Source organism: Amycolatopsis vastitatis (assembly GCF_002234595.1).
GTDB lineage: Bacteria > Actinomycetota > Actinomycetes > Mycobacteriales > Pseudonocardiaceae > Amycolatopsis > Amycolatopsis vastitatis.
This window is the reverse complement of record NZ_NMUL01000030.1, coordinates 238,171-260,873: the sequence shown is the minus strand read 5'-3', so window position 1 is coordinate 260,873 and position 22,703 is coordinate 238,171. Positions and strand designations below refer to the sequence as shown.

Below are 22,703 nucleotides of genomic sequence, written 5' to 3'. Positions count from 1 at the left end.
TCGCTCCGGCAGCGAAAGTAGGGTGACTCGCATCACTCGTCAAGGTGACACCGGCGCGTCATGGGCCGTTTTCACCCGGATAGACGTGCGAAACCGGACAGACTTTCGATCATGAGATGCAAAAGTCTGTGGCGTTCTGGCATTACATTGTGGACGCGTTCAGTAACTGATAGTAGCCAGCAATGGTCAGCTGCTGAGCGTGAAAGCCCGGTCCGTGGCCGACCACGCGGCCCCGATCACGCCCGCCGTCTCGCCCAGCTCGGACAGCACGATCGGCAGGTTCCCGGTCGCCAGCGGCAGCGAGCGCCGGTACACCGCGCTGCGCACCTCGGCGAGCAGCTGGTGCCCGAGCTGCGCCACCCCGCCGCCGATCACCACCATCCCCGGGTTGATGAAGCTGACCAGCGACGCGACGACCTGGCCGAGCCGGCGCCCGCCGTCGCGGATGAGGTTGACCGCGCCGGAGTCGCCCGCCGCGGCCGCCTGGCCGACGTCGCGGGCCGTGACGGCGCCGCGTTCGGCGGCCACCTGGGCCAGGTGCGCCGAACGGCCGCTGCGCGCCAGGGCCAGCCCGTCGCGAGCCAGCGCGGCCCCGCCGAAGTAGGCCTCCAGGCAGCCGACCTCGCCGCACGCGCAGGTCGGGCCGTACTCGTCGAGCCGGATGTGCCCGATGTCGCCCGCCGTGCCCGCGACCCCGCGGTACACCTTGCCGCCGAGCACGATCCCGCAGCCGATCCCGGTGCCGATCTTGACGAACATCAGGTCGTCGGTCGAGCGCGCGACCCCGGCGTGCCGCTCCCCGAGCGCCATCGCGTTGACGTCGTTGTCCACCGCGACCGGGCAGCCCCAGAGCCCGCCGAGGTGGTCGCGCACGTTGAACCGGTCCCAGCCGGGCATGATCGGCGGCGCGACGGCCATCCCCTCGGCGAAGCTGACCGGCCCGGGCAGCCCGATGCCCGCCGCGATCAGCCGCCCTGGCGCCTCGTCCCGGACCTTCGCGGCGAGCTCCGCCACCCGCCGGAGCACCGGGTGCGGCCCCTGCCGCACGTCGCAGTCCTCGACGGCGTGCGCGAGCACCTCGCACGAAGCGTCGGTGACCGCCACCCCGACCGACGTCGCGCCGACGTCCACCGCGAGGACCCGCAGCTCCCCCGCGAGCCGGACCAGCGTCGAGCGCCGCCCGCCCCGGCTGGCCGACGGCCCCGCCGCCTCGACGAGCCCGACCTCGGCGAGCCGCGCCACCTCGGCGCCCACCCGGGCGCGCGGCAGCTCCAGGCGCTCCCCCAGCTCGACCCGCGACATCGGGCCCTCGTCCCGGAGCAGCGTGAGCAACCGGGTCTGGTGCCGGGTTTCGACCATCGACTGCTCCGGGGTGGGTGCCGCGCTCATTCGCCTCAGCCTAGTGCGCCGGCCACCCAGGTCAGAGCGACGCCGATGAAGTGCCGAAGCCGCTCAGGCCGGCGGCAGCGTGATGATCCCCGTCATGGTCCCGCCGCGCCAGGCGCGCACGGTGACCTTGTCCGACGTCGTCAGCACGAGGGCCGCGACACCCCCATCGCGGGCGTAGGCGGCCCCCACCAGCCTGGTGGCCGTCGCCGGGTCGACCGTGACCAGCGCTCCGGTGTCGCAGTCCGCGGTCGCCAGGTAGACGACGTTCGACGTGGGACCGGCGACCGGCCCGGGAAGCACGGACTTCGCCGGGGCCGGTCGCAGCTGCTCCGGGCGTGGTGCCGGGAGCGTCGTCTTGGCCGGAATGTTCGCGCCGGTGTTCAGATGGGTGCCGCAGACGTCGAACCCGCTCGGCTGCGTCGTGGCCGAGCAGGCCGCGACCGCGGTGGCGACGCACGTGACCAGCATGGCGACCACGGGAAGGCGCATGGTCCCGCGCTCCTCTCTGCGGCAGCGGTACCCCGGCGAGGTGTTCAGCAGGGTGCGTTGTCGAAATTGCCGTACCTGAGCCAAGACGTGGTGAAGTCGGTGAAGCCGGTGATCGGCCCGACTCCGGCGAGCTGGTCGCCCGCGCAGTCGTACAGCGTCATCGAGGCCGGGTTGGTCCCGGCGGCGTCGGCGTAGGTCACCTGGTCCCACGTCGACCCTTCGACGGCCTGGGCGTTGATGATCGGCTCGTTCCCGAAGTTCTGGAGTTTCCACCAGGAACAGCCCAGATTGCACGTTTCGGGCCGCTCGATGATCCACTCCGCCTGGCTGCCGGAGCCGATCGCCGAGCCCGTCACGGGCTGATAATAGTAGACGCCCTCATTCGTGGTGTAGTCGGCCAGCTCGAAGTAGGCCTGGCCGCTCACCGGATCGTATTCGGCGATCGCGGAAACATCGTCACCCGGCGACGCGGTCAGATTGGTGATCTCCTGCTCGGGTTCTTGCGGAAACGTCTCGAACCAGAAACTGTAGAGAGCGTTCCACTGGGAAACGCAACTGCCTTTCGTGCAGCTGGTGGAGGTGAATCCGGTCTGCTGGGTGCCGGCCTGCACGAGGGTGTCGGTCGTCGAGTTCCCCGTGCCGATCCCCGGCCAGATCGAGGCTTGGGCGTTGTTCGGATTCGACGGGTCGACCGAGGGCACCAGCCACTCCATCGCGGCGCCGAGGTACCCGGGACCGTTGTTCGTGACGTAGCCCGACCAGTTGGTCGAGGCCCCGTTGGCCGTCGTACCCGCGGCACGCTGGCGGGCGGGCTGGACGGGACGCCCCGGATGCCCCGGGCGGCAGGTCAGCTCGGTCCGCCAGTGCAGGCGGGCGTCCGCGTTCCGCCGGGCGGTCCGCAGAATTCCCGCGCCCGCGCGCCCGCCGCCCGGAGGCACCAGCGCCTCCGGGTGCGCGGCGTAGAAAGCGGTCGGCTGCGCCGGGGCCAGGAGACGGACGCCCGCCGGGCACCCGGTGGCGGCACCGGTCGCGTTCCACCCGTCCGGAACCGATGTCGTGGCGGCCGAAACGGGTGCCGCCACGGCGGCCGACACCGCGACCGCCGAGACAATCACGGAAATGATTCCGGCGGATTTGCGCAGGCGTGACCGAGTCGCGTTCATCGTGTCTCCCCCTCAGGAATGCGGGCCACTCGCGGCCCACCGGCCGACAATACCGCACACTCGCGCGGCCACGCCAGACCGTTCTTTTCCGACGGAACCGCCCGAAGCGGGACCATTGCGCGCTTCTCCCGTTTTGTGGCGCCCGGTTTCTTCGACTTGCCACCCGATCGGGCGAAAACGGTGGTTTCCGTTGCTGTCACATTCGTGTGACACGAGAAGGTGCCCAGCATGCCGGACCGCAACGATTCCCCCGACTCCTGGTCGAAAGTTCCGCTCGCCTGGGAAAAAGCCAGCAGCGCCCTCTTCCTGTCCCGTCAGCGCGGCTGGCTCTGGAAGGGCGTGCCGGCGGGCTCGGCCGCCCCGGACCGGCTCGTCGGCCACCACACCACCGGCACCCACCAGGACGTGGTCTCGATCGATCTGGCGGACGAGAAGATGCACACCATCGGCGCGCGGTTCGCACCGGGCGACTGGGGCAGGCCCGGCGCACCGCCCGTGCGTGGCCCGGTCGACGGCCCGCCCGACGAAGTCCTGCTGCAGGTTCTCGACTGGCCCGAACGGGACTGAGGCCGGCCGGGAACCGGGCGACGACCGCAGCTCGCGAGCGCCCGAACGGTGCCGGTCCCCGTGAGAGCATGGTGGCTGCCTCGACGTGAGCTCAGGGAGGGTGCCATGAACGTGCGTTCCTACCCGTTCGGTCCGGCAACCGGGCTGGAGATCGATCCGGAATACGGCCGGCTGCGCGACCACGAGCCGCTGGCCCGCGTGAAACTCCCCTACGGCGAGGAGGGCTGGTTGCTCACGCGGTACGACGACGTCCGCATCGCGCTCAGTGACAGCAGGTTCAGCCTCGCGCAGGCCGCCGTGCGGGACACCCCACGGCTGGGCCCGCAGCGGATGGGCGCGATCCTGACCGACCTCGACCCGCCGGACCACACCCGGCTGCGGCGGCTGCTGGCACACGCGTTCACCGTCCGCCGCGTCGAACAGCTGCGCGCGGGCGCGGAACGCCTGGCGGGCGAACTGGTGGACGAGATGGAGAAGACCGGCCCACCCGTCGATCTGCTGACGGCGTTCGCGATTCCGTTGCCCGGCCTGATGGTCTGCGAGCTGCTCGGCGTTCCCTACGACGACCGCGACCACTTCCGGGAACTGGCCGCCGCGTTCATGTCCGTCACCGCGCTGACCGACGAGGAGAAGATCGCGCGGCTGGGTGAGCTCGCCGAATACCTGGCCGGGCTCGCCGACCGGCGCCGCGAACATCAGGAAGACGACCTGATCAGCGCGCTCGTGGTGGCGCAGGAGGAAGGCGACCGGCTCACCGCCGAGGAGCTCGTGCAGCTGACCGTGTTGCTGCTCGGCGCCGGGTACGACTCCACCGCGAGCCAGATCGTCAACTCCGTCCACGCCCTGTTCCGGTTCCCCGGCCAGCTGGACCTGCTGCGCGCCCGGCCCGAGCTGATGCCCGGCGCCGTGGAGGAGCTGTTGCGCTGGATCCCGGGGCAGGAAGCCGCCGACATCCTGCCCCGGTACGCGCTCGAAGACGTGGAGCTCAGCGGCGGCACGGTCCGCGCGGGCGAACCCGTGCTGCTGGCGAAGCACGCGGCCAACCGCGACCCGCGCCACTTCCCCGACCCCGACCCCGACCGGCTGGACGTGACCAGGAACGCCAAGGGACACCTGGCCTTCGGCCACGGACCGCACCACTGCATCGGGGCCCAGCTGGCACGCATGGACATCCAGGTGGCGTTGACGGCGCTGCTGACCCGCCTCCCCGGGCTCCGGCAGGCCGTGCCCGACGACGAGATCGCCTGGCGGACCGGCATGGCCATGCGCGGACCGATCGCCTTGCCGGTCAGCTGGTGACGAGACCACGGAAACGCGAGAACGCGTTCGTACCCAGCGTGCCGCGCGGCTCAATCCGCTCAGCGGAACAGGTCCTTTTTCGGCAATGCATCGAGTATTATCGGCGTTGACGGGGGAGCTGGATCTTTTTTTTGGGGGGAAGCAAATGCGTGCAGGAATGCGCGCCACGACGAGCTTGCTGGCCGTCGTGGCGCTGACGTTCGCCGTTCCGGGGAACGCCGGAGCCGAAAACCGGCACGGAGGCACACTCCGGCTCGCCGGTTTGGGAGACCTCGATCATTTCGACACGGCCAGCGCCTACACGGCCGTCGCGACGATGATCCAACGGGCCTACACCCGGCAGCTGGTCACGCACCCGACCACCGACGACCCGGCTCGAGCCGGCGCGCTGGTGGCGGATCTGGCTGCCGAGGTGCCCACCGTCGCCAACGGCGGGATCAGCGCGGACGGCCGGACCTACACCTTCCGGATCCGCCGGGGGGCCAAGTGGGACGCGCCGTCCGGGGCGCGGCAGGTCACCGCCGACGACGTGGTGCTGGGCATCAAGCGGGTGTGCAACCCGGTCGCCGGGGCCGGTGCGCCGCAGTACTTCACGGACACCATCGCCGGGATGCGCGAGTTCTGCGACGGCTTCGCGCAGGTGGCACCGGAAACCGGCGCGATCGCCCGTTACCTCGGCGGGCACGAGATCACCGGTGTGCGGGCGCTCGGGGACCGGACCGTCCGGTTCACGCTGTCCGCGCCGGTTCCGGACTTCCTCGAGATACTCGCGCTCGGGTTTTCCTCGCCCGCACCCCGCGAATACCTGCGTTACCTTCCGGACGGCCCCGAATTCCGGCAGCACACGATTTCCGACGGACCATATCGGATCTCCTCGTACACCCCGGGCGCGGAAATCGTCTTCACCCGCAATCCGGCGTGGGACGCGTCGGCCGATCCCGTCCGGCGCGCTCACGTCGACGGGATCCACGTCCGGCTGGGCGTGGACCGGCAGGAGGTCGTCACCTTGATCGACACGGGCCAGGCCGACGCCACCTGGGACGTCCCCGTGCCGCCGGACCGGCTGGCTCCGCTGCTGGCGAACGACGATCCCCGGCTGCGTCACGCCGACGTCGGCATGATGGAGCCCTATCTCGTGATCAACATGCTCAGCCCCAACGAAAACCACGCGACCGCCAACCTGCTGGTCCGCCAGGCGCTCCAATACGGCATCGACAAGGCCGCGGCCGCCGACATCGCGGGCGGCGCGAAGATCGCGCACCCCTCGTGTCAGATCCTCGGCCCGGCCAACCCGGCGTACCGGCAGTACTGCCCCTACGCGACGCCGGGTGACCACGGAGACCCGGCGAAGGCGCGCCAGCTGCTCGCCGAAGCCGGCTACCCGAACGGCCTGAAGCTGAAGATGCTGCACAGTGACGTCCCGCCGCAGCCCGCGATCGCGCAGTCGGTCCGGGACAGCCTGGCTCGCGCCGGGATCACGGTCGAGCTCGTGCAGGTGGGTATCGGCGACTACTACGGCAAGTACCTCGCGGACAGCACCTACGCTCGTGAGGGTGCGTGGGACATCGTCGCGCCGAACTGGCGGCCGGACTGGATCGTCGGCGCCAACGCGCGCAGCTATTTCAGCCCGCTGTTCGACAGCTCCGGCTACTCCGCGGACTCACCGAACTTCGGTTCGAACTACGGGTTCTACCACAACCCGCGAACCGACGGGCTGATCCACCAGGCGCTGACCGCGCCGGACCAGGCCACCGCGAACACGCGGTTCCAGGAGGCCGAGCGGCAGATCCTGGACGACGCCGCGGTGGTTCCGATGGTCACCCGCGACGCGACGTTCTTCGTGTCCGCGCGGGTGCGCGGCGCGGTGCGGTTCCCGAACGCGCGGGTCGATCCGGCGAACGTCCGGCTCGCCTGGTGACGAGGACAGGCCGATAACGAAACCGGTGGGTGACCCGCATCCCTGCGCGGGTCACCCACCGGTTTTGGTTCGTGGATCAGGCTGCTTCCACCTTGACGAAGTCCACCATGCCGAGGTCGTTCACCTCGACGTTCTTCACCTTGGTGCCGAGCCCGTACACGTGCTGCAGGTACCAGAGGGGCACCGTCGGCAGGTCGTGCGCGATGATGTCCTCGGCCTGCTGGTAGGACTTCACCGCCTCGTCCGGGTTCGGCGCGACGTCGCCCGCGGCGATCAGCCGGTCGACCTGCGCATTGCAGTAGCCGTAGTAGTTCGACGTGCTGGCGCAGGTGTAAAGAGGCCCGAGGATGCTCTCCGGCGCCGGGTAGTCGTAGGTCCACGCACTGCGGAACACGCCGAGGCCGGGCGCGTGCGCCTTCAGCTTGGTCAGCAGGTCGGCGTACTTCTCGATCGGCTTCTCCACGCAGTCGACGCCCAGGTTGGTCTTGATCTGCCCGCAGACCGCGTCCACCCAGTCCTTCGAACCGCCGTCGACGTTGAACGTCAGCTCCACCGGCCCGGTGAACCCGCTCCTGGTGAACAGTTCCTTGGCCTTGACCGGGTCGAAGCGGCACGCTTCGCCGCAGGAGTCCGCGCGGTAGCCCTCGATGCCCGGCTGGAGGAACGAGTGCGCCGGGGTGCGGGTGCCGTCGAACACCGTCTTGACGATCTGTTCCCGGTCGATCGCCATCGAGATCGCCTTGCGCGCGTCGGTGCTGGCGTACTTCGGGTCGAAACTGGGGAACCCGAGCGAGCCGATGCCCGCGCGCGGGCTTTGCTTGTACCTCTCCCCCAGCGTCCGTTTCGCCTCCTCCAGCTTCGGCAGCGGCAGCACCGGAGCGATGTCCACCTTGCCCGCGACCAGGTCGGCGTACTGCTTGTCGAGGTCCGGGTAGATGTGGAAGAGGATGCCCTTGACCTTGGGCTTCTCACCGGGGAAGGCGTCGTAGCGCGCCACCTCGATGGACTGGTTGTGCCGCCAGCCGCCCTTGATCGCGAACGGCCCATCGCCGATCGGGGCTTCGCCGAACGCCTTGTCGAACCCGGTGCCCTTGAACGCCACCTTCGGCAACGGCGCGAACGCGAGGTTGACGAGCACCGCCTTGAAGGCGACGTAGGGTGCGGAAAGCGTCACCTGGAAGGTGAGGTCGTCGACCTTCTTGAGGCCTTTGAGCTTGTCCGTCTTCGGGGTGGCTCCCTCGGCGGCGGGGTTGACGTCGTCGTAGCCGTCGATCTTGGCGAACAGGTAGTTGCCGTCCTGCTCGTTCGGCTTGTACGCGGCCCGGTTCCAGGCCTCGATGTAGCTGTCGGAGGTGACCTTCTCGCCGTTGTGGAAGGTGTAGCCGTCCTTGAGCTTGATCGTCCAGACCTTGTTGTCCGACGTGGTGATCGAGTCGGCGGCGACTTCGGTGACCTTGCCACCACTGTCCACTTTGGCCAGTGGGGTGAACAGCGAGGTCAGCACGAGCTGGCCCTGGGTCTCGGCGGTGTCCGAGGGAACCAGCCCGTGTTTCGGCTCGCCGATACCGATGCTGATCACAGCGTCGGACGTCGCCGGGCCGGCCGGTGCCGCGGGCTGCGTCCCGCAGCCCGCCACGCCCGCGGCGAGCGCGACGCCCACCGTCGCGTAGGTCAGTCTTCGTACGTTCATTCTTCCCCCTTCAGCGGGTTCCTCCGTGAAACCCCGCAAGTGGCTCTCAGTCCGCGATGGCGACGATCATTTTTCCGACGTTCTCCCCGCGGAGCATGCCGAGGAAAGCCGGGACGACCTGGTCGAAGCCGCGAACGACGGTCTCGTCGACCAGGATCCGGCCGTCGCGGATCGCGGGCACCAGCAAGGCTTCCGCGTCCGGGCGCAGCCGGAGGTGATGGCGCACCTGGTAGCCGCGCAGCTGGAGGCTGTAGTCCGCGACGCGGTAGAGGTTGCGCGGTGCCGGCGGCGGGTTCGCCGCGTCGTGGTACTGGGAGATCGCCCCGACCCAGGCGATCCGGCCGAACTCCTTCGTGGCGCCGATGGCCGCCTCGAGGTGGGCACCGCCGACGCCTTCGAGCGAGGCGTCGAGGCCGCCGGGAACGAGCTCGGCCAGCCGGCCGAGCCCGTCGTGGTAGTCGAAAGCGGCGTCGAAGCGGAGATCCTCGACGACGTGCTTCACCTTCGCCGCCGAACCCGCGCTGCCGATCACCCGGCCTGCCCCGAGCAGGCGCGCCAGCTGACCGGCCGTGCCGCCGACCGCCCCCGCGGCGGCCGAGACATAGATCGTCTCGCCGGGCTTCAGGCGGAGGATCTCCACCAGCCCGACGTACGCGGTGAGCCCGGTCCCGCCGAGCACCGAAAGGTGGGCCGACAGCGGGATTCCGTCGTGCAGCTGCAGGATCCGGGCGCCCGGGTGCCCGGCCCGCAACGTCGCGTGAGTGCTCCAGCCTTCGCCGTGCGCGACGACCGTGCCGACGGGCCACGACGGCTCGCGCGACGCGACGACACGTCCGACCGCGCGTCCGGTCCCGCACTGCGCGCCGGGCTCCCAGCCCTCGTCCATCAGTTCCCGCATGTACGGGTCGACGGAGAGGTGGACGTTCTCCACCAGCGCGGTGCCGTCCGCGAGGGCGGGCAGTTCGTGCTCGACGAGCTCGAACTGCTCCGGCACGGGAAAACCGGTGGGCCGGGCCTTCAGGTGGATCGCTCGGGTGATCATCGTGCTTTCTCCTCCTCGACCGCGTTCGCGGGCCAGCGCAGCAGGGTCGGGATGGCCGCCAGGACCACAGCGACGTTGATCGCCCCGCCGACCGTCCACGCCGCGGCCAGCCCGAGAGACCCGGCGACCAGGCCGCCGGCGAACGCGCCCAGCGGCAGCGCCCCGAAACAGATCATCCTGGTGGCCGAGTTGACCCGGCCGCGCAGTTCCTCGGGGATGAGCCGCTGGCTCAGCGACTGGGCCATCACGTTCCACAGCGCCAGCCCGGTGGACCACACGCAGAAGATCGCCGCGACCACCACGGGCTGGCGGCCGAACAGCCCGATCGCGAGCAGGCTCAGTGCTCCGCCCAGTGACACGGCGACGGCGACGGCGCGGGCCCCGAACCGGAGCACGACGCGGCGGCTCGAGAACCCGCCCACGACGCCGCCGACCGCCATCGCGGCGACCAGGACGCCGTAGCCGGTGTCGCCGACACCCAGCACTTCCTTCGCGAACAGCACCAGCACCGACTGTCCCATGAGGACACAGAAGTTGCTCACCGCGGCCAGCAGCACGACGATCCGGAGCACGCGGTGCCGCAGCAGCCACCGCAGGCCCGCCGTCAGTTCCGCGCCGAGGCTCCGGCGTTCGGGGGCGGGTGCGGTGCGCACGGGACGACGCCGGATGCGCGAGATCAGCACGACCGAGACGAGGTAGGTCAGCGCGTTGAGCCAGAACGGCAGCGGCAGCAGGAACGCGAACAGCGCGGAGCCGAGTGGCGGGCCGACGAAGTTGCGGCCGAGGGTCTCGGCGGTCATGTTCCGGCCGTTGGCCGCTTCGAGGTCCTGGTGCGGCACGAGGTCCGGGATCAGCGCGCGGCTCGCGCCCATGAAGATGATGTCCCCGGTGCCGATGCCGAACGCGAGCACGTACAGCATCCACATCCGCGTGACGTCGGCCGAGACCGCCACCGCGAGCAGGACCAGCAACAGCATCTGGACGCCCTGCGCGCCGATCATCAGCAGGCGGCGGTTCCCGCGGTCGACGAGCAGGCCGCCGGGCAGGGCGAGCAGCAGCCAGGGCAGTTCCCAGGCCAGCAGCACCCATGAAATCAGCTTCGGGTCGCTGGTCAGCCTGCTCGCCACCAGCGGCAATGCGGTGACGAGCACGCCCTCGCCGAGGGTCTGCATGCTGTACGCGGCGGAGAGGAACCCGAAGTCCCGGCCCAGTCCGCGCCGCTTGCCGACAGCTTCTTCGGTGGTCATCAGCGGCCTCCGGGGTAGCGGAAGATCCCGGCGCGGTAGGACTCGAAAATGCTCCGGCCTTCGATGGGCACGCCGGACGCGGGCGCGCTGATCCGGGCCGAGCCGTGCGGCAGGAACCGGCAGCCGCCGCCGGCGAACTTCCCGGACGGGGTGTGGTAGAGACCCCAGCAGGCCTCCCAAGGCGTGATTTCGTCGGTCGCCGGGTCGTAGACGGGCTCCGCACGCGGTACGACGCGCTCCTGCACGACCGCGCCGCCCGGGGCGGCGTCGAGCAGCGCCCGGCGCCACACCGCCTCGTCGACCTCCCAGCCCGCGGTGATCCCGCGGCCGCCGAAGCACCCGTTCGGCTTGAGGATCAGTTGTTCCCGTCGCCCGAGGTACTCTCCGATGTCGTCCCCCGCCGCCAGCGATCGGGTCCACGGCAGCACCCGGTCGAGCAGCTGGCTGTCCACAGTGGACAGTTGGCGCCGGACGCGCGGCTCGTTCAGCAGCGCGAGGCAGCCCTTGTTCCCGAAGACCTCGGACTCCAGCGTCGTCCACAGGACCACGCCGCCGTCCGCGTGCGTGCGGTGGAGCGCCTGGGCGATCTCGGCCGCCGCGGGGTCGCCGTCGAGCGAATCGGCCAGGAACAGCCGGTACAGCACGTCGAGGCGGACGTCCCCGAGGAACACGCGGCCGCCACGCACCGAAAGGTCCGTGATGGCCCCGAAGTACGTTTCGAACCCGGCCTCGCGGAGCAGCTCCCGGAACGGCGTCCACGGGCCTGGATCCGTGTCGCCGGGCTCGCCGACGAGGGCGACGACCGGATCCGGCCCGCCCGCTTCCCGCAGCAGCTGGGCGACGAGCGGGAAAGTGTCGGTGTAGGTCAGCTCGTGCTCCCGCGCGAAGCCGGCGAACTCCGCGACCTCGAGCAGCGCGCGCGGCACCGCGCCGACCCAGTCCTGCCCGCCGGCGTCGCTGCCGATGTTGAACTCGAGGATCTTGAACGTCTCGCCGTCGTGGTAGGCGTCGATCCGCCCGAACCGTGGCGGCGCGGCGCCTGCCCGCTCCATCAGCCGGCCGTGCTCCGGGGCGATGCGCAACTCGTCGCGGAACCGCGCGAAATCGCCGTCGAAGAGCAGGTCCGGCAGCGCGAAGATCAGCTCGACGGTCCGGGCGGTGTCGGCCGAGAACCGGTCCAGCTCGGCCGCGTCGAAGAACATCGGCCGCGCGAGGTAGTCGTAGCCGAGTGAGCCCAGCGCCGCCCCGACGTCGAGCTTCGCCAGGGCGCTGCCCGGCGTCCGCGCCGCGGCGATGAACGCCTCCGTCACACGATCGGTCATCGGAATTCCTTTCACCGCAGCCGGTTGTCGATGACCGTCTTGATCTTGCCGCTCACCGCGTGCCGCGGGAGCTTTCCTTCCGCGAAGCACTCGACGTGCAGTGCGGACGGGCCGTCGCCGGACTCCGGGGGGCTCAGCGGCGGGAACTCCTTCGTGAGGAAGGCGCGCACCTCGCCGGGATCGAGGACCCGCGGCGATTCGGTGCGCACGACCACGCTCTCCCCCGCGTCCGACGGCGTGATCTCGATCTGCAGCTGGGAAACGCCGAACACGCCGAGCCCGGCCAGGACATCGGCGTGCAGCACCCGGCTCGGGTAGATCTTGATCAGGCCGTCGGTGCGGCCGGCGAACTCCAGCACCGGCCCGGAAACGCCGCAGGCGCATTCGTGCCGGAAGACCCGGCCGCAGTCGCCGATGCGGTAGCGCAGCAGCGGGCCCTCGAACTTCTGCATGCCGGTGATGAGCAGGTCGCCCATTTCCCCTTCGGGCAGCGGGTTCCCGGCCTCGTCGACGACCTCGATCAGGTTGTAGTCGGGGCTGGTGTGGTGCAACCGGCCGCCGAGCTCGCCGCACTGGTAGCCCAGCTGCGCGCCGTCGTTGGCGGCGAGGATACTGGAGATCACCCGGGTGCCGAGGTGCTCACGCAGCCACTTCTTGTCCACTTCGGACATCGGCGTCCCGCCGTAGATCACCTTCTCGATCCGCAACCCGGGCCGGCGCTCGACGGCCTGGCGCAGCAGCGGGAGCAGCAGCGCGGGCATCGCGAGGATGGCGTTGGCGTCGAACTTGCCGCACAGCATGAGGAGGTCGTCGACGGTGATGTGCTGGCCGGTGGTGTAGCACTCCACCGGCATCCGCGACAGCTCGGTGACCGTCGTGGTCATCCCGCCGTAGAGCGAGCCGCCGTAGAGGGTGTTGATCAGCCGGTCGCCCTTGGCCAGGCCCAGGGCGTGGAACAGCGGGATGGCCTCGCGGACCATGTTGTGCCAGTCGGTCCGCGAGTAGACGATGTACCGCGGCGTCCCGCTCGAACCGCCGCTCTGCAGCACTTCGCCCGTGGGGACGTCGCCGCTGGACAGGTCCCGGCTGCGCGGCAGCGAATGCGCCTCGATGTCGCTTTTCTCCATGATCGGGAGCTTGCCCAGCTCGTCCAGGCCCGCGACCGGGGGCAGCTCCCGGAAGAACGGCGCCCGTCGCGCCCGCTCGACGACGTAGCGCAGCTTGGCGTCGAGCCGGCCGCGCTCTTCGGCGGTGTCGCGGCTGCGGGCCGCGGAAAGGCTCGTACCCAGCAGGTATTCGGTGCGGTAGAGCTGGTGCACCCACGCCGACCGGCAGTCCAGCGCCAGCACGGCGAGCTCGCGCGCCTCGCGCGCCGGGTCGACCCGCACCGCGAGCGTGGCGGGTTCCGGCCGGCCGTCAAAGGCGATTTCGGGGACCACCACGGCCGTCCCCGCGACGTCGGCGTCCGCACGGGCCGTGCGTGCTTCGGGCAGCGCCAGTCCCTGACCCCGCACCAGCCCGATCAGCTCGCGCCAGAACGGACGGCGAGCCGATCGGATCACGACCTCGTTGCCGGCCGCCCAGCCCAGCAGCAGCCCGCGCAGCGTCGCGCCCGCGGTGCGATCGTCCAGCACCACGGTGCCGGCCGGGGAGTACTCGCAGACGTCGTTGGTGTCGATCAGCGGCCGCCACGGGAACTGGCTCAGGCCGCCGAACAGCCCGTCGAGCCCGTCACGCAGCTCGTCCGCGGCGAAGAGCGCGACCAGCTCGGGAACACCGTTGTCGTGCAACAGTTTCGCGGCCGCCGAGTCCGGCGCGGCCAGCTCCGCCTCGACGCGTTCGACCGCCAGCAGCAGGTCGGTGGGGTAATACCTCGTCACAGCTTCCCTTTCGCCTTGACGGTGACCGAGCGGGCGCAATCCTCGAGGAACTGCTCCAGCGCGGCCGGATCGCGATGGGACGCCTCGACGAACAGCGGGACGAGCCATTCCTGGTAGGTCACGTGATCGGGCAGTGGCGCACCGGGCGCGAGCGTGTGCACGCGGTCCACGCACGGATGGGTCCGGAGGTGCCCGGGAAACCCGACCGACGCGCTCCCGCCGGCCGGCAGATGATGACCGGGAAAGACCAGCCAGCCGTGGTACTTCCCGCTCGGCGGCCGGGGTTGCGGCAAGGGCAGCCCCAGCCGGATGGCGATCTCGTGCGCGGGCAGGTGCACCCCGGTGTGCCCGAGGTGCGCGCCGATCACCCCGGCCCCGCCGACGCGGTTGGCGATCTCGAGGAAGACGGTTTCCCCTTGCGGGGTCGAGAAGAACTCGAGATGGAAACAGCCTTCCTGGATCTTCGCCGCTTCGACGGCGCGGGTGACGAAGTCGCCGTGCGGGTCCGCCGGTACGTGGGCCGCGCCGAGCGGCAGGCCGGCGATGAACTGCAGCGGCGTGTTGACGTACTTGCTGACCGAGAAGCCGATCACCTTGCCGCCGTCGACGAGCCCGTCGGCGTAGAGGATGTCCCCCTCGACGTACTCCTCGAACTCCAGATCGGGCCGGTGCCCGGCCGCGGCGACGGCCTCCGCCGCGCTGGGGTGGATCTCGATGCCCTCGCTGGACGCACCCAGGCGGGGCTTGACCACGGTCCGGCCGGACCACGGCAGTGTGCCACCGCTCGAAGGTGCCGCCGCGAACCGGGGATGCCGGATCCCCGCGGCGGCGGCCACCTCCTTCATGCGTACCTTGTCCCGCACCAGCTCCAGCTGCTCGCGCGCCGGGCCGGGCAGGCCGAGGTGGCGGCGGACGTCGTGCGCCTCGAGGATCCCGAACTCCGAAAGCGCCAGCACGTGCTCGAAGCCGTCGGCCGCCGACACCCGCTTGACGATGCCGGCGACCAGCTCGTCGCCGGGGTCGAGCTCGATCCGCCGGCAGCGCAGGTCCGCCGGCAGGTCGGCCATCCTCGACGGATAACCGACATAGGTGACGTCGTGGCTTTCGTGGTCGAGGCAGTCCCGGTAACCGATCTTGCGGTCCGGCACCTGGTGGATCACGAGCACCTTCACGGCGCGACCTCCAACGCGGTGATTCCCCAGCTGAACCCCATCGCACTGGTGGCGAGCAGGACGAGGTCGCCGGGACACAGCGCGCCCTCGGTTTCCAGGTCCCGCAACGCGATCAGCGTGTCCGCGCTGCCCATGTGCCCCAGCCGGTGGTAGTTGAACGCACTCCGGGACTCCGGGATGCCCAGTGTCCGGAGCAGCCGTTCGTGCATCCGCCGGTCGCCGTGGTTGATCAGGAACCGGCTCACGTCGTCGATCTTCGCGCCGAGCGCGCCCAGGGTCTCGTCGACGAGCGCGGTGAAGTTCCGCACGTAGGCCGTCGCGAGGCCTTCGCGGTGCGGGCCGCGCCGGATGGTGACGCGGTCCCGCCGGATGTCCCCGAAGTAGTAGTCAACCCAGCTCGGATCGGTCCGCATGGCCGTGTGCAGCAGCTCGTAGCGGACGCCCGCGCTGCCGACGAGGACCGCGGCGGCGGCGTCACCGAAGTTGAACAGCTCCTTCGACCCCGCGTCGGTGTAGTCGACCATCCGGCTGAGCCGGTCGGCCGCCAGCACCAAGACCAGCCCGCCGCGCAGGGCGACGCCGTCCAGCGCGACGCGCAGCGCGGTGGTGCCCGCGTTGCAGAAGTTCGTCACCTCGAAGCAGTGCGCGGCCGCGATGCCCAGCTCCGCGGCGACCTTGGCCGCCGGCGACCAGAACGGGAGGTCCCACTCGCCGGAGCCGGCGAAGACGACCTGACCGATCTCCGCCGGTGCGGTGCCGGTCCGGCTGAGCAGCTCGGCCGCCGCGTCGGCGGCGAGCCGCCAGGACAGCTCGCCGTCCCGCAGGACCGGGATCTCCGCGGTGTGCGTGATCTCGCGGATGTCCGCGACGCCGGCTCCCGACGTCGCGGACATCTCCGCCACACTCACGTGAGACCGCGGGAACCGGATCTCGAAATCGAGAATGCCCCCCATGGTGCCGCTCAGGCCGCGGACTTGATGCTGACGCGGTGCACCGTGCGCCCGACGCCCGGCTCGACGTCGGTCGCCGCGTGGTAGGTGGTGTGCGTCTTCCACACGACCAGGTCGTTCGGCGTCCAACGGTGGGTGTAGACGTGGTCCGCGTCATCCTGCAGGAGCGAGTTGACGACGCCGAAGAACGCCTCGGTTTCGTTGGCGTCGAAGCCGAGGATCGAGTCGAGGTACTCCGGGGAGCCGTAGAGGTAGCGGCGCTTGGTGTAGGGGTCGACCTTGACCAGCGGGTGGCGCACCGGCGGGTGCTCGGTCTCGGCGACGACCTTGAACTCGGCCGGGGAGAGCCCGACGTGGTCCGGCCGGATCCGCAGCCGCTTGGCGACCGAGCCGATGCCGACCCGGCCCTCGATCTTCCGCTTCCACAGCTCCGGCAGCCGGTCGTAGACGTCGATCGCGCTGGCGAAGAGGGTGTGCCCGCTGGTCGAGGGCACGTTGACGCCGTGCAGCATGGTGTAGGGCGGCGGGTCGGCGATGAACGTCGAGTCCTGGTGCCAGAAGTTGCCCACCCGCGCGACGCCGATCGGCTTCTCGTTCCTGGTCTCGTTCGACGAGATCATGATCTCGGGGAACTCCGGGTGCCGGTACCGCTCGATGACGAACGGCACCGGCTCGCCGAGCCGGCGCGCCAGGGAGATCTGCTGCTGCGGGCTCAGTTCGAGCCCGCGGACGACCGCCAGCTCGTGGCGGTGCAGCAGCGTGGTGAACTCGGCGAAGTTCCCCGGCCGCGCGAGGTCCTCGTACGCCACGTCGAACAGCTCGACGCCGATGAACGGGGTGATTTCGGCACTCTTCATGTTTCTTCTCTCTCTTTCAGACGTCTGCCATGACGCGCCGCAGCGCGGTGACGAAGGTGTCGATCTGCTCGAAGGTCCGGTACGGCGCCACGGTCACGCGGAACCGCTCGGTGCCGCGGGGCACCGAGGGGAAGTTCACCGCGGTCAGGTAGATCCCGTGGTCTTCGAGCATCCGCTGCGAGACCTGCTTGACCCGCTTCTCCCCCCGCACCATGACCGGCACGAGATGGCTGTCCGCGTCGATGAACTCGATCTCCGCCGCCCGGAGCGCGGCCTTCAGGTACGCGACCTTCCCGGCCAGCTCCTGACGCAGGTCGGCGCCCTTCTGGATCAGGTCGAGGCCTTTCAGCGTGGCGTCGAGCGTCGCCTGCGGAAGGGCGGTGGTGAAGATGAAGCCCGGCGCGTGGGAGCGCACGTAGTCGAGCGCGGTCTCCGGGCCGGCGACGTACCCGCCGAGCGTCCCGATCGACTTGCCGAACACGCCTTGGACGAAGGTCGGCCGGTGCTCACCCAGCTCTTCGCAGAGCCCGGCACCGGTTTCACCCTTGATCCCGATGGCGTGGGTTTCGTCGAGGAATGTGATCGCGTTGTACCGCTCAGCGAGATCACAGAACTCCGAAACCGGCGAAGTGTCGCCGTCCATCGAGTAGACCGACTCGAACACGATCAGCTTGGGCGTTTCCCGCGGGTACGCGGCCAGCGCCGCTTCGAGCGCCGCGGCGTCGTTGTGGGGGAAAACGTGCTTCTGCACCCCGGATCGGATTATTCCTTCGATCAGGGACCGGTGGTTGTTCGCGTCGGAGAACACGACCAGCCCCGGCAGCACCGCGAGCAAGGTGCTGAGCGTCTCGAAGTTCGCCGAATATCCACTCGTGAACACCAGCGCCCGGTCTTTTTCGTGCCACGCGGCGAGCCGTTCCTCCAGTTCGACGTGCGCGACGCTGGTGCCGGCGATGTTCCGCGAGCCCCCGCTGCCGGTGCCGTGCGCGAGCGTGGCCGCCACCTGCGCTTCCACCACGTCCGGGTGCTGACTGAGCCCCAGGTAGTCGTTGCTGCACCAGATCTGGATCCGCCGTCCACCGTGCGTGGAGTGGCCTTTTTCCGACACAATGTGGGAACAGGGAATGAATCTTCGGTAAAGACCCGACCGTTCCAGTTCAGCAAGCTTGACCCGAAGGTCATCCCACATCTCGTCGGTCTGGTCACGTAACGATTGCACCACTAAAGAACCCCCCAGTCAGTACATGCTCACCCCAGACGGCGCTCGGCGCCGCTCCATGATGGAACCACCCCGGGTTTGCCGCTGTCCACTTTTATTACCCCAATGGCGGAGCCGGGATTCGCGGAGTTGATTTCAGCAGAAATGTCCACAGAGGAATGAGCAGGCTCGCCGTGCAAGAATACCGGAATGTTACGCGAATCACATCACAGCACGATATTTACGCCACCACATCGATCTTGAAGGCGTCGGATACGGAATCATCCGTCAACGCCGTTCCGGGCAGCGGAATCCGCATGTCCGATCCCAGCCCGCGGGACGCCGGCACCGAAGACCAGTGGTCCATACCTGCCCACGGGAAGCGGCCAAGACGCCGGAACCCGGCGCGTCGGATCAGCCCCGCGCCATCGCCCCCACGATCAGCATGGCCAAGCCGTGCTCCAAGGCCGGCGCCAGCTCCAGGTGGAGGGCGGCCAGCGCCGGGTCCACTTCGTACGCCGCGCGGGCGCTGGCCGACGGGCGGCAGTGGGTCCACAGCCCGCCGGCCAGGATCATGGCCAGCAGGCACACCGATGTCGCTTCGCCGCCGACTTCGGGCACGGAACCGCGGAGCAGCCCGGCCATCGCGTCCAGTCCGCCGAGGGCGGACCGCTTGAACCGCACCACGACGTCGGTGGACACGTTGTGTTCCAGGACGCCCGCCTGCGCGCCGATGAGGTCGCACAACACCGTGCGGCGGGCCAGCGAGCGGGCGACCACCGCCGCGAACGCCTCGGCCCGCTCCCGGGCCGGGCGGTCCGGGGCGACGCCCGCGGCCACTTCGCCGGACACCTCGGCCAGCCAGTCCCGCAGGGCGCGGTCCAGCAGCTCGAGCAGCACGGCCTCCCGGGATTCGAAGTAGCGCAGGACGTTCGACTTGGCCAGGCCGACCCGGCGGCTGAGCTCGTTGAGGCTGACCTCGGCGACCGGCATCTCGTCGAGCATCTTCAGCGCCGTGTCGAGGATCGTGCGGCGCCGCTCCTCCCGCTGCTCCGCGCTGCGCGCCCGCTGGAACGTCATGAGACCAGCGTAACGCCCCGGCGGCCAGATTGAAGACCGGCAGTCTGTTGACAACAGACCGACGGTCCCTTAGCGTCGGCGTCATAACAGACCGACGGTCCGAAAGGGCCGCGACCCCGGAGGACTGCCATGAGCGAGAACTGGACCGAGCGCGAAGTCCCCAGCCAGCGCGGCCGCGTGGCCGTGATCACCGGCGCCAACACCGGCCTCGGGTTCGACACGGCGAAGGTGCTGGCCGAGCGCGGCGCGACGGTGGTCCTCGCCGTCCGCGACGTCGAGAAGGGCAAGCAGGCGGCCGCGCGGTTCGGCGCGAACGCCGACGTCACCGTGCAAGAGCTCGACCTGGCGTCGCTGGAGTCCGTCCGCGCCGCCTCGGCGGACCTGCACGCCACGCTGCCGAAGATCGACCTGCTGATCAACAACGCCGGCGTCATGTACCCGCCGCGGCAGAGCACCCGGGACGGGTTCGAGCTGCAGTTCGGCACCAACCACCTCGGACACTTCGCGTTCACCGGCCTGCTGCTGGACCTGCTGCTGCCGGTCGAGGGCTCCCGGGTGGTGACCGTCGCCAGCATCGCCCACCGCATCCGCGCGTCGATCCACTTCGACGACCTGCAGTGGGAGAACTCCTACGACCGCGTCGCGGCCTACGGGCAGGCCAAGCTCGCCAACCTGATGTTCGCCTACGAGCTGCAGCGCCGCCTCGCCCCGCACGGCACGACGGCGTCGATCGCCGCGCACCCCGGCGTGGCCCGCACGGAGCTGATGCGCAACTCCCCCGCGGTGGCCCGCGCGCTGTTCCCCCTGGTCGCGCCGCTGTTCACCCAGAGCTCGGAGCGCGGCGCGCTCCCGATCCTGCGCGCCGCCACCGATCCCGCCGCACTCGGCGGCCAGTACTACGGCCCTGCCGGCCCGGGCGGCTACCGCGGGCGCCCCGAGGTCGTCGCCTCCAGCCCGCAGTCCTACGACGTGGCGGTCCAGCAGCGGCTCTGGGCGGTGTCGGAGGAGCTCACCGCCGTGAATTTCCCCGTCGGCTGACCGGCCGTTTTCAGTACCAGCCGAGCTCGGCCAGCTGTTTCCCGGCTTTGCCCACGGGCCAGAAGCTCACCTTGTCCAACCGGCCCGACTCGGTCCGGAACTTGAAGCCGCGGCCGGACAGGCCACGCACCCGACGTACGCCGGTCACCTCGGCGCGGGCGATCCGGATCGGCACGAGGATCCGGACGCGCAGCTCGATCTGGTCCCGGCTGACCAGCAGGATGGCGAACGGCCACGTCGCGCTGACGCCGTTGACGATGGCCCCGCCCCGCAGGACGAAGTCGTAGTCCTCGTCCCGCAGCGCGGTGATCCGGCGCGCGTGCTCCGGGGCTGGTGGCGGGACCTGGCCGAGACCTCCGGTCTTCTCCCGCCACCGGCCCCCGGCGAACACCGTCGTCACCAGAAGAGCGCAGATCGCCAGCAGGACGATCCCCATCCCCGCATGAGGGCTCATCGACGTCCTTCCCGCATCACCGGCGAAGTATCCCAGGGGAACAGGTTCGCCGGCCGGCGCCGGAGCTTAGGAGTTGAAGATCCACCAACCGGTCTTGTCGGTGGCCAACGGCTTGCGCTACGGTGACCTGGGAGCGCTCCCAGTCACGTCGGCGACGACCAGTACGCACCTTGCTCGCAAGGAGGCGAAGCATGGCTCTACGTGCGCGAAATTCGTCCGGGTCAGCAGTGTTCCGTGGCTCGGCCCGCCGAGCGGGGTGGACAGCGGCGCTGGTGAGCCTCGGCGTCGTATTTCCGGCACCTGCCGCATCGGCCGCCACCTCGGACACCGGCGCATTTTCCGTGGTGCGCTCCTCCGCCGCCGACACCACGCCACCGACCGCGCCGGCCAACCCGCGGACCTCGAACCTGACGTGCACCGGGGTGACGTTCTCGTGGTCGGCGTCGTCCGATGACGTCGGCGTGGCGTTCTACGACGTCTACCACGACGGGCAGCTGATGAGATCGGTGCCGGGCACGGCGCTGTCGGCCGACCTGACCGTCGTGCCGGGGGCCACCTGGGGCCTGTACGTCAACGCCCGCGACGCCGCCGGCAACGTCTCCCAAGCCAGCCCCACGGTCACCATCAGCGTGCCGCAGTGCCAGGCCGACACCGAGCCGCCCACCACCCCCACCGGCGTGACGGCGGCCGCGTCCGGCACCACGGTCACCGTGCGCTGGTCGCCGTCCACCGACAACGTCGGCGTCACGGCCTACGAGGTGCTCCGCGACGGCACCCAGGTCGGCTCGGCCGGCGGCGCGGCCACGACCTCGTTCACCGACAGCGGCCTGGCCGCGAACACCCGCTACCGCTACCAGGTGCGGGCGCGCGACGCCCAGGCCAACCGGTCGGCCCCGAGCGCGCCGGTCGCGGTCACCACGGGCACCTCCTGCGCCACGGCGCTGTGCTCGGTCACCAGGGTCGCCACCGAGACCGATCTGCCGTGGGGACTGACCACCCTGCCCGACGGGCAGGTGCTCTACGGCCGCCGCGACGCCTTCGAAATCGTCCGCCTCGACCCCGCCACCGGCACGAAGACGGTGGTCGGACGGGTGCCGAACGTCGCGGGGACCGACGGTGAGGGTGGGGTCCTCGGTATCGCCGTCGCCGCCGACTTCGCGGCCGACCCGTGGCTGTACGTCATGCACACCAGCCCGACCGACAACCGGGTGGTGCGCATCCGCTACCTCGACGGCGTGCTCACGGGTACCCCGGAGGTGCTGCTCACCGGCATCCCGCGCAACAAGTACCACAACGGCGGCCGGCTGCGCTTCGGGCCCGACGGCAAGCTCTACATTTCGACCGGCGACGGCCAGAACGGCGACTGGGCCCAGGACCTCACCGTCCTCGCCGGCAAGGTCCTGCGCCTCAACCCCGACGGGTCCGTCCCCTCGGACAACCCCTTCGGCACTCCGGTGTGGAGCTACGGCCACCGCAACCCCCAGGGCCTGGCCTTCGACTCCCAGGGCCGGCTGTGGGAGCAGGAGTTCGGCAACAACGTCATGGACGAGACCAACCTGATCGTCCGCGGCGGCAACTACGGCTGGCCCCGCTGCGAGGGCACCACGGGCAGCTGCGGCGAACCCGGCTTCATCGCCCCCAAGCACACCTACCCCGTCGCCGAGGCTTCGTGCAGCGGCATCGCCGTGGTCCGAGACGCCCTCTACGTCGCCTGCGAGCGCGGAACACGGCTGTACCGGGCCGAAATCTCCGGCGACAGCCTGACCAACGTCCAGCAGTACCTCAACGGCACGTACGGGCGGCTGCGCACCGTGGAACCGTCCGCGGACGGCGGCTTGTGGCTGACCACCAGCAACTACGGCGACAAGGACAGCATCGCGAACAACAGCAACGAAAGCATCCTCAAGGTCGAGCTCGGACGGTGAACCGGCCGCGGCCGGTCCGTCGA

At 70.2% G+C, this 22,703-nt stretch carries 19 protein-coding genes; 5 read left to right on the top strand and 14 right to left on the bottom strand.

Going from position 1 to position 22,703, the window contains the following annotated elements; genetic code table 11:
- Positions 1 to 186: 186 nt before the first annotated feature.
- The 3 genes from CF165_RS28020 to CF165_RS28010 form a co-directional block, all read right to left on the bottom strand.
- Entirely contained in the window at positions 187 to 1,389 is a 1,203-nt protein-coding gene (locus CF165_RS28020; protein ID WP_093950556.1) for an ROK family transcriptional regulator, read from the bottom strand.
- A 63-nt stretch (positions 1,390 to 1,452) separates the two neighbouring features.
- The gene (locus CF165_RS28015; RefSeq protein WP_143268688.1) at positions 1,453 to 1,878 is read right to left on the bottom strand and encodes a hypothetical protein; all 426 of its coding nucleotides are present in this window, start codon (positions 1,876 to 1,878) and stop codon (positions 1,453 to 1,455) included.
- Between the two features lie 44 nt (positions 1,879 to 1,922).
- Entirely contained in the window at positions 1,923 to 2,993 is a 1,071-nt protein-coding gene (locus CF165_RS28010; protein WP_143268687.1) for a hypothetical protein, read from the bottom strand.
- Positions 2,994 to 3,269: 276 nt separating this feature from the next.
- On the opposite strand from CF165_RS28010, the gene CF165_RS28005 reads away from it, so the two are divergent.
- The 3 genes from CF165_RS28005 to CF165_RS27995 all read left to right on the top strand — a co-directional run bounded on the left by CF165_RS28005 (position 3,270) and on the right by CF165_RS27995 (position 6,825).
- Positions 3,270 to 3,608 carry a hypothetical protein gene (locus tag CF165_RS28005; RefSeq protein ID WP_093950553.1) on the top strand — a complete coding sequence of 113 codons (339 nt, stop codon included), beginning with the start codon at positions 3,270 to 3,272 and terminating at the stop codon, positions 3,606 to 3,608.
- 105 nt (positions 3,609 to 3,713) lie between these two features.
- On the top strand, positions 3,714 to 4,907 hold the full coding sequence (locus CF165_RS28000) for a cytochrome P450 (protein ID WP_093950552.1): 1,194 nt from the start codon (positions 3,714 to 3,716) through the stop codon (positions 4,905 to 4,907).
- 145 nt (positions 4,908 to 5,052) lie between these two features.
- Entirely contained in the window at positions 5,053 to 6,825 is a 1,773-nt protein-coding gene (locus tag CF165_RS27995; protein ID WP_158226842.1) for an ABC transporter substrate-binding protein, read from the top strand.
- Between the two features lie 76 nt (positions 6,826 to 6,901).
- On the opposite strand, the gene CF165_RS27990 is transcribed toward CF165_RS27995, so the two are convergent.
- From CF165_RS27990 to CF165_RS27945, 10 genes are all read right to left on the bottom strand, one after another.
- A complete protein-coding gene (locus CF165_RS27990) occupies positions 6,902 to 8,515 on the bottom strand; it encodes a peptide ABC transporter substrate-binding protein (RefSeq protein ID WP_093950550.1) in 1,614 nt (537 codons plus the stop codon).
- A 46-nt stretch (positions 8,516 to 8,561) separates the two neighbouring features.
- Entirely contained in the window at positions 8,562 to 9,557 is a 996-nt protein-coding gene (locus CF165_RS27985) for an MDR family NADP-dependent oxidoreductase (RefSeq protein ID WP_093950549.1), read from the bottom strand.
- Positions 9,554 to 10,804: an MFS transporter gene (locus tag CF165_RS27980; protein ID WP_093950548.1), complete on the bottom strand. Its 1,251-nt coding sequence runs from the start codon at positions 10,802 to 10,804 to the stop codon at positions 9,554 to 9,556. The genes CF165_RS27985 and CF165_RS27980 overlap by 4 nt, the downstream gene beginning before the upstream one ends.
- On the bottom strand, positions 10,804 to 12,126 hold the full coding sequence (locus CF165_RS27975) for a hypothetical protein (RefSeq protein WP_093950547.1): 1,323 nt from the start codon (positions 12,124 to 12,126) through the stop codon (positions 10,804 to 10,806). The genes CF165_RS27980 and CF165_RS27975 overlap by 1 nt, the downstream gene beginning before the upstream one ends.
- Positions 12,127 to 12,137: 11 nt before the next feature.
- Positions 12,138 to 14,006, bottom strand: a complete 1,869-nt coding sequence (locus CF165_RS27970) for a phenylacetate--CoA ligase family protein (RefSeq protein WP_093950546.1) — start codon at positions 14,004 to 14,006, stop codon at positions 12,138 to 12,140.
- Positions 14,003 to 15,178, bottom strand: coding sequence for an ATP-grasp domain-containing protein (locus CF165_RS27965; protein WP_093950545.1), 1,176 nt, complete (start codon positions 15,176 to 15,178; stop codon positions 14,003 to 14,005). Before CF165_RS27965 ends, CF165_RS27970 begins: the two co-directional genes overlap by 4 nt.
- Entirely contained in the window at positions 15,175 to 16,071 is an 897-nt protein-coding gene (locus CF165_RS27960; protein ID WP_240521832.1) for a 3-oxoacyl-ACP synthase III family protein, read from the bottom strand. The genes CF165_RS27965 and CF165_RS27960 overlap by 4 nt, the downstream gene beginning before the upstream one ends.
- Positions 16,072 to 16,139: 68 nt before the next feature.
- Positions 16,140 to 16,985 carry a TauD/TfdA dioxygenase family protein gene (locus tag CF165_RS27955; RefSeq protein WP_093950543.1) on the bottom strand — a complete coding sequence of 282 codons (846 nt, stop codon included), beginning with the start codon at positions 16,983 to 16,985 and terminating at the stop codon, positions 16,140 to 16,142.
- Between the two features lie 16 nt (positions 16,986 to 17,001).
- Positions 17,002 to 18,174 carry a 5-aminolevulinate synthase gene (gene hemA / locus CF165_RS27950; RefSeq protein WP_093950542.1) on the bottom strand — a complete coding sequence of 391 codons (1,173 nt, stop codon included), beginning with the start codon at positions 18,172 to 18,174 and terminating at the stop codon, positions 17,002 to 17,004.
- Between the two features lie 423 nt (positions 18,175 to 18,597).
- Entirely contained in the window at positions 18,598 to 19,263 is a 666-nt protein-coding gene (locus CF165_RS27945; protein WP_093950541.1) for a TetR/AcrR family transcriptional regulator, read from the bottom strand.
- A 129-nt stretch (positions 19,264 to 19,392) separates the two neighbouring features.
- Here CF165_RS27945 and CF165_RS27940 point away from each other — a divergent pair, with 129 nt between their 5' ends.
- On the top strand, positions 19,393 to 20,301 hold the full coding sequence (locus CF165_RS27940; protein ID WP_093950540.1) for an SDR family NAD(P)-dependent oxidoreductase: 909 nt from the start codon (positions 19,393 to 19,395) through the stop codon (positions 20,299 to 20,301).
- A 10-nt stretch (positions 20,302 to 20,311) separates the two neighbouring features.
- Here the strand turns inward: CF165_RS27940 and CF165_RS27935 are convergent, their stop codons facing one another.
- Positions 20,312 to 20,755, bottom strand: coding sequence for a hypothetical protein (locus CF165_RS27935; RefSeq protein ID WP_093950539.1), 444 nt, complete (start codon positions 20,753 to 20,755; stop codon positions 20,312 to 20,314).
- Between the two features lie 344 nt (positions 20,756 to 21,099).
- Between CF165_RS27935 and CF165_RS27930 the strand changes: the two genes are divergently transcribed.
- Positions 21,100 to 22,680 carry a PQQ-dependent sugar dehydrogenase gene (locus tag CF165_RS27930; protein WP_439098523.1) on the top strand — a complete coding sequence of 527 codons (1,581 nt, stop codon included), beginning with the start codon at positions 21,100 to 21,102 and terminating at the stop codon, positions 22,678 to 22,680.
- Positions 22,681 to 22,703: the final 23 nt, after the last annotated feature.